Here is a 12,322-nt window from a genome sequence, read left to right as displayed (position 1 = left end):
GCAGCCATGACCGACGCGCCCGTTGCCAAGTCGCCGCATTTCGTTTCCAAGGAGCCGTGGGATCCCTACGTCGCCGACAAGCTGACGGCGGAGCAGGAACGCTTCTACATGGCCAACCAGTGGCAGCTGATGTGGTGGCGTCTGCGCCGCCACAAGCCGGCTGTCGTCTGTGGCCTCTTCCTGCTGTTCATGTATCTCACGACACTGATCAGCGAGCTTATCGCGCCCTACGACTTGCAGACGCGCCACACCAAAAGCGTCTTCGCACCGCCGCAGGGCATCCATCTGTTCCACGACGGCCGGTTCATCGGGCCGTTCGTCTACGGCTACAAGATGGAACGCGACCCCGACACGCTGCAGCGCGTGTACAGCGCGGACACCACCAAGGTGGAGAAGCTGCGCTTCTTCTGCCTCGGCGAGGAATACGAGCTTTGGGGCTTCATCCCCGGCCGCTTCCATTTCGTCTGCCCTGCCGAGGGTGGCACGTTCTTCCTGCTCGGCACCGACCGGCTCGGCCGCGACATGTTCAGCCGCGTCGTCTACGCGGCGCGCATCTCGTTGACCGTCGGCCTGTTCGGCGTGACGATGAGCTTCATCCTCGGCCTGGTGATCGGCGGCATCGCCGGCTACTACGGCGGCTGGATCGACAACGTCGTCCAGCGTGTCATCGAGATCCTCAAGAGCTTCCCGCATCTGCCGCTGTGGCTGGCGCTCAGCGCGGCATTGCCGGTCGCCTGGTCGCCGCTGCTGGTCTATTTCGGCATCACCATCATCCTGGCACTGCTCGACTGGCCCGGCCTGGCGCGCGCCGTGCGCTCCAAGCTGCTCAGCCTGCGCGAGGAGGATTTCGCCACCGCGGCGCTGCTGATGGGCGCCAGCCCCAGGCGCATCATCGGCCGCCACCTGCTGCCCAGCTTCATGAGCCACCTGATCGCCTCGGCGACGCTCAGCATCCCCTCGATGATCCTGGCCGAGACGGCGCTTTCCTTCCTCGGCCTGGGCCTGCGGCCGCCGCTGGTGTCGTGGGGCGTGCTGCTCAACGACGCCACCGACATCAATGTCGTGGCGGTGAACTGGTGGCTGATGTTGCCGGTGGTGCCGGTGATCCTGGTGATCCTCGCCTTCCAGTTCTTCGGCGACGGCCTGCGCGACGCGGCGGACCCCTACCAGTAGGTCGGGCTTGATCGCGTCACCGGCGCATGCCTGACTATGGTCTGACATGGTCGATCTTCTCATCACCGTTGCGCTGATCGCGCTGAACGGGGTCTTTGCGCTTTCCGAGCTGGCGGTGATCTCCTCGCGGCGCGGCCGCCTGCAGGCGCTGGCCGATGGCGGCAGCCGCGGGGCGCGAACGGCGCTGGCGCTGGCCCAGGATCCCGGCCGTTTCCTGTCGACCGTGCAGATCGGCATCACCCTGGTCGGCATCCTCGCCGGCGCCTTCTCCGGCGCCACGCTGGGTGCCGCGCTCACCGAGATGCTGGCGGTGCGCGGCGTGCCGCGGGCCTGGGCCGATCCCCTGGGCTTTGGCGCCGTCGTCGCCGCCGTGACCTATCTCTCGGTGGTGGTGGGCGAGCTGGTGCCCAAGCGGCTGGCGCTGCGCTCTCCCGAGCGCATCGCCGTGGTGATTGCCGGGCCGATGTCGGTGCTCTCGCGCATCGCCACGCCGGCGGTGATGCTGCTCAACCAGTCTTCGGCGCTGGTGCTGCGGCTCTTCGGCAAGTCGCAGGGCGACGAGCAGCACGTCACCGAGGACGAGATCCGCGCCATGGTGGCCGAGGCCGAGACGGCCGGCATCGTCAAGCCCGGCGAGCGGCGCATGATCTCCGGCGTGATGCGCCTGGCGGATCGCGGCGTGCGCGCCATCATGACGCCCCGGCCCGACATCGAATGGATCGACATCAGCTCGACCGACGAGGAGATCATCGCCGAGATCCGTGCCTCCGACCGCACCTGGCTGCTGGCCTGCGAGGGCAATCCCGACCAGGTCGTCGGCGCGCTGCGAGCGCGCCACCTGCTGCAGGATCGCCTCGACGGACGCAACACGCCGATCCGCGAGCTGCTGAAGCAGCCGGTGGTGCTGCCCGACACGCTCAACGCCCTGCAGGCGCTCGATCGCCTCTACGAATCGGGCAACGGCTTCGGCCTGGTGCTCGACGAGTACGGCCATTGCGAAGGCATCGTCACGCGCGCCGACGCGCTGAAGGCGATTCGCGGCGAGCACGCCGGGGGCGAGCCCGAGGACGATCCCATGGTCGTGCGCCGCGACGACGGCTCGTTCCTCGTCGCCGGCGCACTGCCGGTCGACACGCTGCGCGACACTATGGGCATGCGCCTGCCGACCGAGCGGCCCTACCACACGGTCGCCGGGCTGGTGCTGCACGAGCTGCGCCGGGTGCCGGTGGTGAGCGACTGGGTGGTCGTCGACGGCTGGCGAGTCGAGGTGGTCGACATGGACAACCGTCGCATCGACCAGGTGCTGATGAGCAAGGCGCCCTGATCGGCGCCGCGGTCGGCAAGCAGGTTCCGCTGTCGTCCTGAGCGCAGCGAAGGACCCGGCGGTGGCGCGTACGGACGCGCTGTTGGTCGGTGGCCGCGCTGCCGCGAGATCCTTCGCTGCGCCCAGGATGACGGGATGCGCCCGTCACACCACGTCGTAGTTGATCTCGACCTCGCGGCCGAAGGCGTGGCCCTGGCAGGTCAGCACCCAGCCGTTGTCGAGGTCTTCCTGGGTGTAGATGTCGTTGGCCGCGAGCATGATCTCGCCCTTCACCCGCTTGGCCGCACACGAGGCGCAGAAGCCTTCCTCGCAGGCCGAGTTGGGCGACAGGCCGGCGGCGCGCGCCGCCTGCAGGATGGTCTGCCCTTTCTGGTAGGGCACGGTGTGGGTCTTGCCCTCCAGCCGGATGGTGATGGTCTCGGGCACCACCCTGTCGTCGTCGTCGGGGATCGGCACCGCGGCGTTGGCCGAGGCCTCGAAGCGCTCGATGATGACGCGTTCGGGCGCCATGCCGCGCTTCAGCAGCGTGTCCTCGACCAGGGTCATGAAGGGCCCGGGCCCGCAGAGATAGGCGGCGCCGGCGTCGAAGCCGTCGGCCATCGCCGCCTCGATCTTGGCCGCGCTGGTCAGGCCGTGCTCGGCGTCGAGATGATGGATCACCTCCAGCCGGCCGGCATGCGCCAGGGCCAGCGTCTCGAGCTCAGCGCGGAAGATGATCGAGGGCCGGTCGCGGTTGGCGTAGAACAGCCGCACGCGGCGCTGCGTTGTCTTGAGCGCGCTCTTGATCAGCGACAGCACCGGCGTGATGCCGCTGCCGCCGGCGAACAGCAGGATCGGCGCGCCGCCGTCGACCAGCAGGAAACGGCCGGCGGGCGGCATGGCCTCGATCGTCGCGCCTTCGACCAGCGCGTCGTTGAACCAGTTGGAGCCGCGGCCGCCGACCACCCGCTTGACCGTGACCTTTGGTCGCGCATCGATCTCGGGCGAGCTGGAGAGCGAATAGCAGCGCGCGACCTCGCCTTCGGGGTGGGTCACCCGGAAGGTGAGGAACTGGCCGGCCTTGTAGCGGAAACGTTCGGCCAGATCGGGCGGCACGTCGAAGACGAAGGAGCGCGCGTCGGGCGTTTCCTGGATGATCTGGACGATCTTGAGGGAATGGTACGGCATGGACGCTGTCCTGCGGAAATTTCCCTGACTCGTCTAGCCTGGTGTGATAGCGTCCCGCCAGAAAAATGAACAGCGCGTCAGATTTCGCGGCCTGACGAAACAGGAGCAGGAAATGTCGAGCACTCGCCTCTACCAGCTGCCCGTCGACATCACCGAGTGGAAGTTCGACGGCAAGACCGAGATGAACTTCACCTGGGAGTACGAGGACGGCAGCGCCGAGCTGCTCAATCTCTACGAGAAGGGCAAGCAGCAGCAGTGGGACGCCTCGACCCGTCTCGACTGGTCGCAGGAGCTGTTCGAGGACAACCCGATGGGCATGTCCGACGAGACCATCCCGATCTTCGGCTCGCCCTTCTGGGACAAGATGACCGAGAAGGAGAAGATCGACCTGCGCTGGAACCTGCAGTCGCACTCGATCTGCCAGTTCATGCACGGCGAGCAGGGCGCGCTGATCGCAACCGCCAAGATCGTCAACACCGTCCCCGACATGAACGCCAAGTTCTACGCCGCGACGCAGGTGATGGACGAGGCGCGCCACGTCGAGAGCTACAAGCGGCTGATCCACGAGAAGTTCAAGATGGCGTACCCGATCACGCCGTCGCTGAAGAACCTGCTCGAGCAGACGCTGAGCGACAAGCGCTGGGACTTCACCTATCTCGGCATGCAGGTGCTGATCGAGGGCTTGGCGCTGGCCGCGTTCCAGCGCATCCGCGACACGGCGAAGAACAACCTGGCCGGCGCGGTCAACGCCTATGTCATGCAGGACGAGGCGCGCCACGTCACCTTCGGCCGGCTGGCGCTGCGCGAGTTCTATCCGCAGCTCACCGAGGCCGAGCGCGCCGAGCGCGAGGAGTTCTGCGTCGAGGCGCTCTACTTCATGCGCGACCGCTTCAACCAGGGCGAGGTCTGGATGCGCTCGGGCCTGCCGGTCGACAAGCTGATGGAGTATGCCTACAACTCCGGCGTCATGCAGGCCTTCCGCACGCGGCTGTTCACCCGCATCGTGCCGATCCTCAAGGACATCGGCCTGTGGGGCGATAAGGTGCAGAAGGCGCTCAACGACATGAACGTCATGGAGTACGCCAAGATCGACGCCACGGCGATCCTCGCCAACGATCTGAAGGTCGCCGACGATTTCGACAAGAAGCGCTTCGTCGCCGAGCAGATCGCGGCGCAGTAACGACTTCGCTGTCGTCCTGAGCGTCAGCGAAGGACCTCGCGGTCGAACGACCAAAGAATCGCGGCGCCGGATGATCTCCGGCGCCGCTTGCGTTTGGAAGGACCACCGCGAGGTCCTTCGCTGACGCTCAGGACGACGGTGTGCGGCCTACTTGCAGGCCTCGACCCTGGGCTCGCCGTCGAGCACGGCGGCGATGCGGCCGATATCGAGGCAGCGCTCGCCGATCCAACCCAGGCCATGCGCGAACAGGCCGAAGCGCGCCAGGGTATCGACCTTGCCCTCGATCGACGGTTCCTGCTGGGCCACGAGCCAGCCCAGGACGAAGATGTTGGAGGTCGCGAAATCGCCGGCCACCTCGCCGCGATTCCTGCCCCAGAGCTCGGCATTGGCCTTCGCCGCCTTGGCCGAGGCGCCGGCAGCCTGCGCGCCGATCGATTCGGTCCAGCGATAGACGACCTCGACGGCCGGATCCTGTCCGCCGTTGCGCATCTTCTCGGCCTTCACCTCGGCGGCGACATTGCGGTAGGGCTTGCCGCCCACCGTGTCGCCCGTACAACCGATCGTTCGGCAGATCTGCACCCAGGAGAGAAACTCGGCGAAGGTGATCTCGGTATTGCCGTTGTTGAGCAGGCGCCATTTGCGCGCCATGCCCCAGCCCCGCCAGTAGAGATTGTTGGCGCGCGCCCGCCCCTCCAGCGGCGTGCTCTTCTCGATGGCATCGAGAACGGCGCTCGCCGCCTTGGGCCATTCCGGTGGCATATTGGCCTGGGCTGTGCCGCCGGCGCAGGCCACGATCACGGCGGCGATGATCGCCGCCCGCATCCCCGTCATTCTTGTCGCTCCGTCGCACACCCGATGCACAAGATGCGGAGCAGCTTGATGCTTGTCCAGCGCGGCGCGGCTACTGGGCGGCGCGTGGCGTGCCGGGCGGCGGCTGGCGGTGCCGCTCGAGGAACTGCGCCCAGCTCTCCGCGCGTACTCGCGCGATCATGGTGAATTTGTCCCCGCCGTCGGGGCGCACGATCATCGCCTCGCCCTCGCGCAGGAATTCCTCGCCCAGCAGTCCGGCTGCCCCGCCATGCCCGACCAGCACGCGGTTGGTGCCCGGCGCCGGCGGCGTCGACAGCAGGCGTTGCAGGGTCGGCAGCTTGTCCTTGTCGCCGCGCACCGCCTCGTCGGGGGCGACGCGACCGAAGGCCAGACGCGCGGTGTCCATGCAGCGGCAGTAAGGGCTGGCCAGCACCTCGGCGACGGCGACGTCCAGCTCGCGGAACGCCTCGCCGATCATCACTGCCTGGGCACGGCCCACGCCGTTGAGGTTGCGCTGCCGCTCGCAGGAGCTGAAGTCGACCGGGCTGGGCTCCTGATAGTCCGGCGTCGCGGCGTGGCGAAAAAAGATCACGAAGCCGCCCTTCTGCAGCATGTCGCGCAGGACCGGCGCCTGCGGCGGCTCGACTTTGGTGTTGAACACCGGGTGCTCCTGCGCCGCTGCAGCGCTCAGGGCGGCAAGCAGGAAGGCGAGCGCGAGCGCCAGGCGGCGCGGCGGTGACGGCATGGCTGGACGATCCCCTCCCATGGTGCGGAGGATGGACCGGCCCGGGCCGGTTCCCGAGTCACATCGGCTTGAGACCCCCGGGCTTGAAACCCCGGGACTTGAGACGCCTCAGTGCGCCTTGATGTGGCGCGGTTCGTAGAACGAGCCGTGGAAGCCGGAGAACAGCTCGGCGATCTGCGGATGGCCTACCGGCTTGCCGCTCCCGTCCGGCAGCAGGTTCTGCTCCGAGACATAGGCGACGTAGGTGGTCTTCGCGTTCTCCGCCAGCAGATGGTAAAATGGCTGGTCGCGCCTCGGACGCACTTCCTCCGGGATCGACATCAGCCATTCCTCGGTATTGGCGAACACCGGATCGACGTCGAAGATCACGCCGCGGAACGGATAGACGCGGTGCTTGACCACGTGGCCGATGCCGAACTTGGCGGTCCGCATCAATGCCTCGGGGGGCTGGCCCTGAACTGTCGCTATGCGTTGCATCTTGCCCCCTAGACTGTCGACCGATTGCGGCCGCATGGCGGCGGCCGGCAAGGCGGACAGCCGTCCAACCTTCCCGGGATAATGCGCCGCGTTGGCCGCTGCCGCAACGCGGCTGAAGGCGCGGTTCCGAGCGGAGAAAGGGCCCGCACGGCTGCGAGGGGGCATTTGCCGGCCTCTCGCCCGACGCCATCGCCGCGGACTCGAAGTGAATTGACGATCGCGCGGACCGGTGGTGGTGTCCCGCGGGGGTGTCGGGGAGATGCGGTTTGTCGGATTTGTCGGTGACGTTCTGGGGCGTTCGTGGATCGATCGCCTGCGCCAGCCCGGAATACATGCGCTACGGCGGCAACACGTCGTGCCTCGAGGTCATGGCCGGCGGCCATCGCCTGGTCTTCGATGCCGGCACCGGCATCCGCAAGCTCGGCAACCAGATCTGCGGCGCCGGCGGGACGACCGAAACCGAGATCTTCTTCACCCACACGCATTTCGACCACATCGCCGGCCTGAGCTTCTTCGCGCCGCTGGCGCGCAAGGGCCACAAGGTCCGCCTGTCGGCGGGCCATCTCGCGCCCGACCTCACTCTGAAGCAGGTGGTGCGCCACGCCATGGCCGCACCGCTCTATCCCGTCACCATGGACATCTTCGCCGCCGAGATCGAGTTCCGCGACTTCGTCTGCGGCGACACGCTGAAGCCGGCGCCCGGCGTGACCATCCGCACGGTGCCGCTCAACCATCCCAACGGCGCCACCGGCTATCGCATCGAGCATGCCGGCAAGTCGATCTGCTACATCACCGACACCGAGCACCGGCCCGGCGAACGCGACGCCAACATCGTCGACCTCTGCCGCGGCGCCGACATCATGGTCTACGACAGCAGCTACACCGACGAGGAGTATCCCCGACACGTCGGCTGGGGCCACTCGACCTGGCAGGAGGGCATGCGCATCGCCGACGCCGCCGATATCGCCACGCTGGCCATCTTCCATCACGACCCCTCGCACGACGACGACACCATGGACCGCATCGTCGCCGAGGCGGCGGCGGCGCGGCCGGGCATGACGCGCGCCGGCCTGCCGCGCATCGTGGCGGCGCGCGAAGGCATGACCCTGGCGCCCTGATGTTCTGGCGCCGCCTTCGACTGGGATTGCCGACTCTCCTGGGCCTTCGGCGACGCGGCTGGTTCATTCCCTACCGCTATGCCGCGACCTTGCCGCCGACCGGCGGCTCGCCACCCTACGGTGCGATCGAGGCGCTGTTCGCCGTGCGGCACGCCGCGTTCGAGGCGGTGCTCGATCTGATCGACGCCGCCGCGCTGGCCCTCGAGGCGATCGCGCGCCGCGAGCCGCCGCCGGGCTGGGCCGGTCCGACGCCGCGCTTCGATCAGGCGTGGTTTCCCACGCTCGATGCCTGTGCGGCCTACGCCCTGGTGCGCCGGCACCGGCCTCGGCGCGTTGTCGAGATCGGCTCCGGTCACTCGACGCGCTTCCTCGCCGCAGCGCTCGAGGAAGGCGCGATCGTCGCGATCGACCCGTCGCCGCGCGCCGACATCGCCCGGCTGCCGCGCGTCGAGGTGGTGCCGCGCACCGTGCACCATGCCGATCCGGCGGTGTTCGCCGAGCTCCAGGCCGGCGACCTGCTGTTCATCGACTCCAGCCACATCCTGATGCCGGGCAGCGACGTCGACCTGCTGTTCGGCCGCGTCCTGCCTGTCCTGCCGGCGGGCACGCTGGTGCATATCCACGACATCACGCTGCCGGACGATTATCCGGCCGAGTGGGCGTGGCGGAATTACAACGAGCAGCAGGGCGTGATCCCCCTGCTGCTGTCGGGCGCCTGGGAAGTGCTGTTCTCCTCGCCCTACGCGGCGACGCGCCTGGCCGGGCGAGTCGGCCAATGCGTCGCCGCACGATTGCCGCGCCATCCGCAGGGGCGGCCGACCAGCCTGTGGCTGCGCAAGCTGCGATAGCGTGCGGCTATCGACGAGGCGATGCCGCCTGCGGGACGAACCGCGTAGACTGGGACGATGAGGGCGGTGCTGAACTGGCTGTTCGACGGCGGTGGCGCCCCCGCGCCTCCGGCGCGGGTGCTCGCGCGCATCCAGGCGCAGCAGGAGCGCAGCGAGATCCTGGTCAGCGTCGCGCAATTGCTGGCGGCGCTGTTCTTCGCCGCGCTCTACCACGCCGCGCCGATGGCGCAGGGCAGCCTGCAGGATGTCGACATCATCAAGGGTGTCGACCTGATCGATGGCATTCTTGCGATCTACGCCACCCTTACCCTGATCCGGCTGGGGCTGGCGCTGGGCCATCTGCTGCGGCCGTGGATGCTCTACGCCTCGGTGGTGCTCGACATGGCGCTGCTGATGGCGGTGATCTGGAGCTTTCACCTCAAGTACGGCCAGCCGCCTGGCTTCTATCTCAAGGCGCCGACCTTCGCCTACGTCTTCATCTTCATCGCGCTGCGCGCGCTGCGCTTCGAGGCGCGCTTCGTGCTGTTCGCGGGCGCCATGGCGGTTGTGGGCTGGCTGGTCCTCGTGGCGTTCGCGGCGGGTGCGTCCGAGATGTGGGGCTACGGCGTCGGCCGGCCGTCGGGCTGCGCGGCGCATCCCTGCCGCACGCGTGACTACGTCGAGTATGTCCGCACCGACTTCATCCTTTACGGCGCGGAGATCGACCGAGTCGTGACGATCGTGGTGGTCACCCTGGTGCTGGCGCTGGCGATCGCGCGCGCCCGGCGGCTGCTGATCCGCGCCGCGACCGAGCAGGTCGCCGCGCTCGATCTGTCGCGCTTTCTCGCGCCCGAGGTGGCCGAGCGCATTCGGCGCAGCGAGATGGCGATCGCGCCGGGCGAGGGCGAGCTGCGCGACGTGGCCATCCTGACCACCGATCTGCGCGGCTTCACCCGGCTGTCGACGACGATGGCGCCCGACGCGGTGATGCGGCTCCTGCAGGAGTATCAGGGCCGTGTCTGTCCGGTGATCCTCGCCGCCGGCGGCAGCATCGACAAGTTCCTCGGCGACGGCATCCTCTCTTCATTCGGCGCGACCGGGCCGCGCGAAGCCTACGCCGCCGATGCGCTGCGGGCCGCCGATGCCGTGCTGGCCGCGATCGCCGGCTGGAACGCCGAGCGCGAGGCCGGCGGTCAGCCGGCGGTGCGCGTCGGGCTGGCCATCGCCTCGGGCCGCGTGGTGTTCGGCGCCGTGGGTGATGGCGACCGGCTGGAGTACACGGTGATCGGCGACGCGGTGAACCTCGCCGCCAAGCTGGAGAAGCACACCAAGGAGGAAGGCGTGCGCGCGCTGACCGACCAGGCGACCTACGATCTCGGGCTGGCGCAAGGATATGTCGCGCCAGCGCCGCATGAGCGGCGTGCCGGACGCCGCGTCAGCGGCGTGACCGCGCCTCTCGACCTCGTGATCCTTGCCGCCTGATTGCCCAAATTGAGGGGCAAGCATCGATTTTGGCCGACTGCCGCTCGCCTTGCCCTTTCGCGGGCCGCCGCTTATGTAGGTTGAGGCCAAGGCGGGCACAGGGCGCCCCAGCCGGCGAGGTCTTCCATGGGCAGCCATATTGAAATCATCCTGATCGCCCTGGTCGCAATATTCCTGGTATTGCGCCTGCGTTCGGTGCTCGGGCGCCGCACCGGAAACGAGCGGCCACCGACACAGGAACCCTTCGCGCCGCCGGCGCCGACGCCGGAGGCGCGCCGCGACAATGGAAACGTTGTGCAGTTGCCGCGGCCCAGCGATCCGTTGCCGCCGTCGCGCTCGGCCGGCCAGGTCCGCATCGCGGCTGCGGCCGGTGCGGGCATCGAGGCCATCCGCGATGCCGACCGCAGTTTCGACCCGCAGGGCTTCGCCGGCGGCGCGCGCGCGGCATTCGAGATGATCGTCGGTGCCTTCGCCAAGGGCGATCTCGTGAGCCTGCGCCCGCTGCTTGACGACGCCACCTATGCCAGCTTCGAGGCCGCGGTGAAGGATCGCCAGGCGCACGGGCGCGTACTCGAAACCAGCCTGATCGGCTTCGATTCGACCGAGCTGGTGCGCGCCGAGCTGCGCGGCAGCGTGGCGCATGTGACCATGCGGTTCACCACCGAGCAGATCAACGTCACGCGCGACGCCGACGGACTGATGGTCGAAGGCAATCCCAATACGGTCGAACGCGTGACCGATGTGTGGACCTTCGCGCGCGACACGCGGTCCGAAAATCCGAACTGGCTGTTGGTCGGCACCGACAGCGAAAGCTGAATTCGGGGTTCCATCCGGCGCCGCGACGTGGAATCGTCGGCGGTCCCGCGATCGTCCGAACCGGGACGACCCCTGTCCGGGAGACCACTATTGGCATTGGCAGCTCTACGTCGGGTGTTCGGCGTCTTCGGCCTGGTCGCGCTGGCGGGATGCGCCGGCGTCGGCCCCGGCAGCGAGCGCACGACGCGCCCGACGTTGTCCGCCGTCTCCTTCGCCGAGCTGCCGGGCTGGCGCGACGACATCCTCACCGACGCCGCCGTTGCGTTCCGGCGCTCCTGCCCGCGGCTGGTCGCCGGCGGCGAGACGCGCATCGCCGCCGACAACGGTGAGCAGCGCACCACTGCCGCCGACTGGAAGCGCGTCTGCGATCGCGCCGGGCAGGCGCGTGACGCACGCAGCGCGCGGGCGTTCTTCGAGCAGAACTTCCAGACCTTCGCCGTGACCGGCCAGGGCGTCGAGGTCAAGTACACGGCCTACTACGAGCCGTTCCTGCGCGGCAGCAAGGCGCCGTCGCGGCGCTTCACGATTCCGGTCTACCGCAAGCCGCCCGATCTGCAGGCCGGCGGGGCCTACCTGACCCGCGCCGAGATCGAGAGTGGCGGGCTGCGCGGCAAGGGTCTTGAGATCGCCTGGGTCGAGGATCCGATCAGCCTGTTCGAGATGCAGATCCAGGGCGGCGGACGCGTCCTGCTGGCCGAGGGCGGCTCGCTTCGCCTGGGCTTCGACGGCACCAACAACCGGCCCTACACGGCGATCGGCAAGGTGCTGGCCGACGAGGGCGCTATCCCCAGGGATCAGGTCAGCGCGCAGAGCATCCGCAAATGGCTGCAGACCAATCCGCAGCGCTCGCGTGACATCATGCGGCGCAACGAGCGTTATGTGTTCTTCAAGGACACCAGGGGCGCCGGTCCGGTCGGCGCGCAGGGCGTCACGCTGACCTCGGGCCGCAGCCTCGCCATCGACGCTGCCGTGATGCCCTACGGCATCCCGGTCTGGATCGACACCTTGCGCCCGCCGGCGCGCGGCGGCACGTCGACGCCCTATCGCCGCCTGATGGTGGCCCAGGACACCGGGGGCGACATCAAGGGCGCCGGCCGCGGCGACATCTATCTCGGCTCGGGCAACGCCGTCGGGCAGATCGCCGGCCGCTTCAACGCCGGCGGCCGCATGTTCCTGCTGCTGCCGAAGAAGAACTGAAATCAG

Annotated in this window: 12 protein-coding genes; 8 read left to right on the top strand and 4 right to left on the bottom strand. The window is 68.5% G+C overall.

The features are described 5' to 3' along the window. Positions 1-6 precede the first annotated feature (6 nt). On the top strand, positions 7-1,173 hold the full coding sequence (locus KF889_09745) for an ABC transporter permease (GenBank protein ID MBX3499715.1): 1,167 nt from the start codon (positions 7-9) through the stop codon (positions 1,171-1,173). Between the two features lie 46 nt (positions 1,174-1,219). Continuing rightward, on the top strand, positions 1,220-2,497 hold the full coding sequence (locus KF889_09740; protein MBX3499714.1) for an HlyC/CorC family transporter: 1,278 nt from the start codon (positions 1,220-1,222) through the stop codon (positions 2,495-2,497). Between the two features lie 144 nt (positions 2,498-2,641). Here KF889_09740 and KF889_09735 read toward each other — a convergent pair whose 3' ends face one another. After that, positions 2,642-3,664 (bottom strand): ferredoxin--NADP reductase, encoded by a 1,023-nt coding sequence (locus tag KF889_09735; GenBank protein MBX3499713.1) that lies wholly within the window; start codon positions 3,662-3,664, stop codon positions 2,642-2,644. A 112-nt stretch (positions 3,665-3,776) separates the two neighbouring features. Here KF889_09735 and KF889_09730 point away from each other — a divergent pair, with 112 nt between their 5' ends. After that, positions 3,777-4,844 (top strand): ferritin-like domain-containing protein, encoded by a 1,068-nt coding sequence (locus KF889_09730; protein MBX3499712.1) that lies wholly within the window; start codon positions 3,777-3,779, stop codon positions 4,842-4,844. A 147-nt stretch (positions 4,845-4,991) separates the two neighbouring features. On the opposite strand, the gene KF889_09725 is transcribed toward KF889_09730, so the two are convergent. The 3 genes from KF889_09725 to hspQ all read right to left on the bottom strand — a co-directional run bounded on the left by KF889_09725 (position 4,992) and on the right by hspQ (position 6,831). Further along, positions 4,992-5,675, bottom strand: coding sequence for a hypothetical protein (locus tag KF889_09725; protein MBX3499711.1), 684 nt, complete (start codon positions 5,673-5,675; stop codon positions 4,992-4,994). Between the two features lie 70 nt (positions 5,676-5,745). Then, positions 5,746-6,399 (bottom strand): histidine phosphatase family protein, encoded by a 654-nt coding sequence (locus tag KF889_09720; GenBank protein ID MBX3499710.1) that lies wholly within the window; start codon positions 6,397-6,399, stop codon positions 5,746-5,748. A gap of 108 nt (positions 6,400-6,507) precedes the next feature. Beyond that, positions 6,508-6,831, bottom strand: a complete 324-nt coding sequence (hspQ, locus tag KF889_09715) for a heat shock protein HspQ (protein ID MBX3499709.1) — start codon at positions 6,829-6,831, stop codon at positions 6,508-6,510. A gap of 377 nt (positions 6,832-7,208) precedes the next feature. Here hspQ and KF889_09710 point away from each other — a divergent pair, with 377 nt between their 5' ends. The 5 genes from KF889_09710 (at position 7,209) to KF889_09690 (ending at position 12,316) form a co-directional block, all read left to right on the top strand. After that, the gene (locus KF889_09710) at positions 7,209-7,994 is read left to right on the top strand and encodes an MBL fold metallo-hydrolase (protein ID MBX3499708.1); all 786 of its coding nucleotides are present in this window, start codon (positions 7,209-7,211) and stop codon (positions 7,992-7,994) included. A gap of 20 nt (positions 7,995-8,014) precedes the next feature. Next, positions 8,015-8,842: a class I SAM-dependent methyltransferase gene (locus KF889_09705; GenBank protein ID MBX3499707.1), complete on the top strand. Its 828-nt coding sequence runs from the start codon at positions 8,015-8,017 to the stop codon at positions 8,840-8,842. 57 nt (positions 8,843-8,899) lie between these two features. Then, positions 8,900-10,303 carry an adenylate/guanylate cyclase domain-containing protein gene (locus tag KF889_09700; GenBank protein ID MBX3499706.1) on the top strand — a complete coding sequence of 468 codons (1,404 nt, stop codon included), beginning with the start codon at positions 8,900-8,902 and terminating at the stop codon, positions 10,301-10,303. A gap of 126 nt (positions 10,304-10,429) precedes the next feature. Beyond that, positions 10,430-11,119, top strand: a complete 690-nt coding sequence (locus KF889_09695) for a Tim44 domain-containing protein (protein MBX3499705.1) — start codon at positions 10,430-10,432, stop codon at positions 11,117-11,119. Between the two features lie 90 nt (positions 11,120-11,209). Continuing rightward, positions 11,210-12,316 carry an MltA domain-containing protein gene (locus KF889_09690; protein ID MBX3499704.1) on the top strand — a complete coding sequence of 369 codons (1,107 nt, stop codon included), beginning with the start codon at positions 11,210-11,212 and terminating at the stop codon, positions 12,314-12,316. Positions 12,317-12,322 lie beyond the last annotated feature (6 nt).

Source organism: Alphaproteobacteria bacterium (assembly GCA_019635875.1).
Lineage (GTDB): Bacteria > Pseudomonadota > Alphaproteobacteria > Reyranellales > Reyranellaceae > JAFAZJ01.
The sequence above is the reverse complement of the archived record's forward strand: the minus strand, read 5'-3'. Positions and strand labels throughout refer to the sequence as shown.

What these genes read in the sequence shown, in the direction of transcription:
- KF889_09720 (MBX3499710.1), bottom strand. Translation starts at nt 6,399, where the DNA reads ATGCCGTCACCGCCGCGCCGCCTGGCGCTCGCGCTCGCCTTCCTGCTT.
- KF889_09740 (MBX3499714.1), top strand. Translation starts at nt 1,220, where the DNA reads ATGGTCGATCTTCTCATCACCGTTGCGCTGATCGCGCTGAACGGGGTC.
- KF889_09730 (MBX3499712.1), top strand. Translation starts at nt 3,777, where the DNA reads ATGTCGAGCACTCGCCTCTACCAGCTGCCCGTCGACATCACCGAGTGG.
- KF889_09745 (MBX3499715.1), top strand. Translation starts at nt 7, where the DNA reads ATGACCGACGCGCCCGTTGCCAAGTCGCCGCATTTCGTTTCCAAGGAG.
- KF889_09695 (MBX3499705.1), top strand. Translation starts at nt 10,430, where the DNA reads ATGGGCAGCCATATTGAAATCATCCTGATCGCCCTGGTCGCAATATTC.
- KF889_09710 (MBX3499708.1), top strand. Translation starts at nt 7,209, where the DNA reads ATGCGCTACGGCGGCAACACGTCGTGCCTCGAGGTCATGGCCGGCGGC.
- hspQ (MBX3499709.1), bottom strand. Translation starts at nt 6,831, where the DNA reads ATGCGGACCGCCAAGTTCGGCATCGGCCACGTGGTCAAGCACCGCGTC.
- KF889_09700 (MBX3499706.1), top strand. Translation starts at nt 8,900, where the DNA reads ATGAGGGCGGTGCTGAACTGGCTGTTCGACGGCGGTGGCGCCCCCGCG.
- KF889_09735 (MBX3499713.1), bottom strand. Translation starts at nt 3,664, where the DNA reads ATGCCGTACCATTCCCTCAAGATCGTCCAGATCATCCAGGAAACGCCC.
- KF889_09725 (MBX3499711.1), bottom strand. Translation starts at nt 5,675, where the DNA reads ATGACGGGGATGCGGGCGGCGATCATCGCCGCCGTGATCGTGGCCTGC.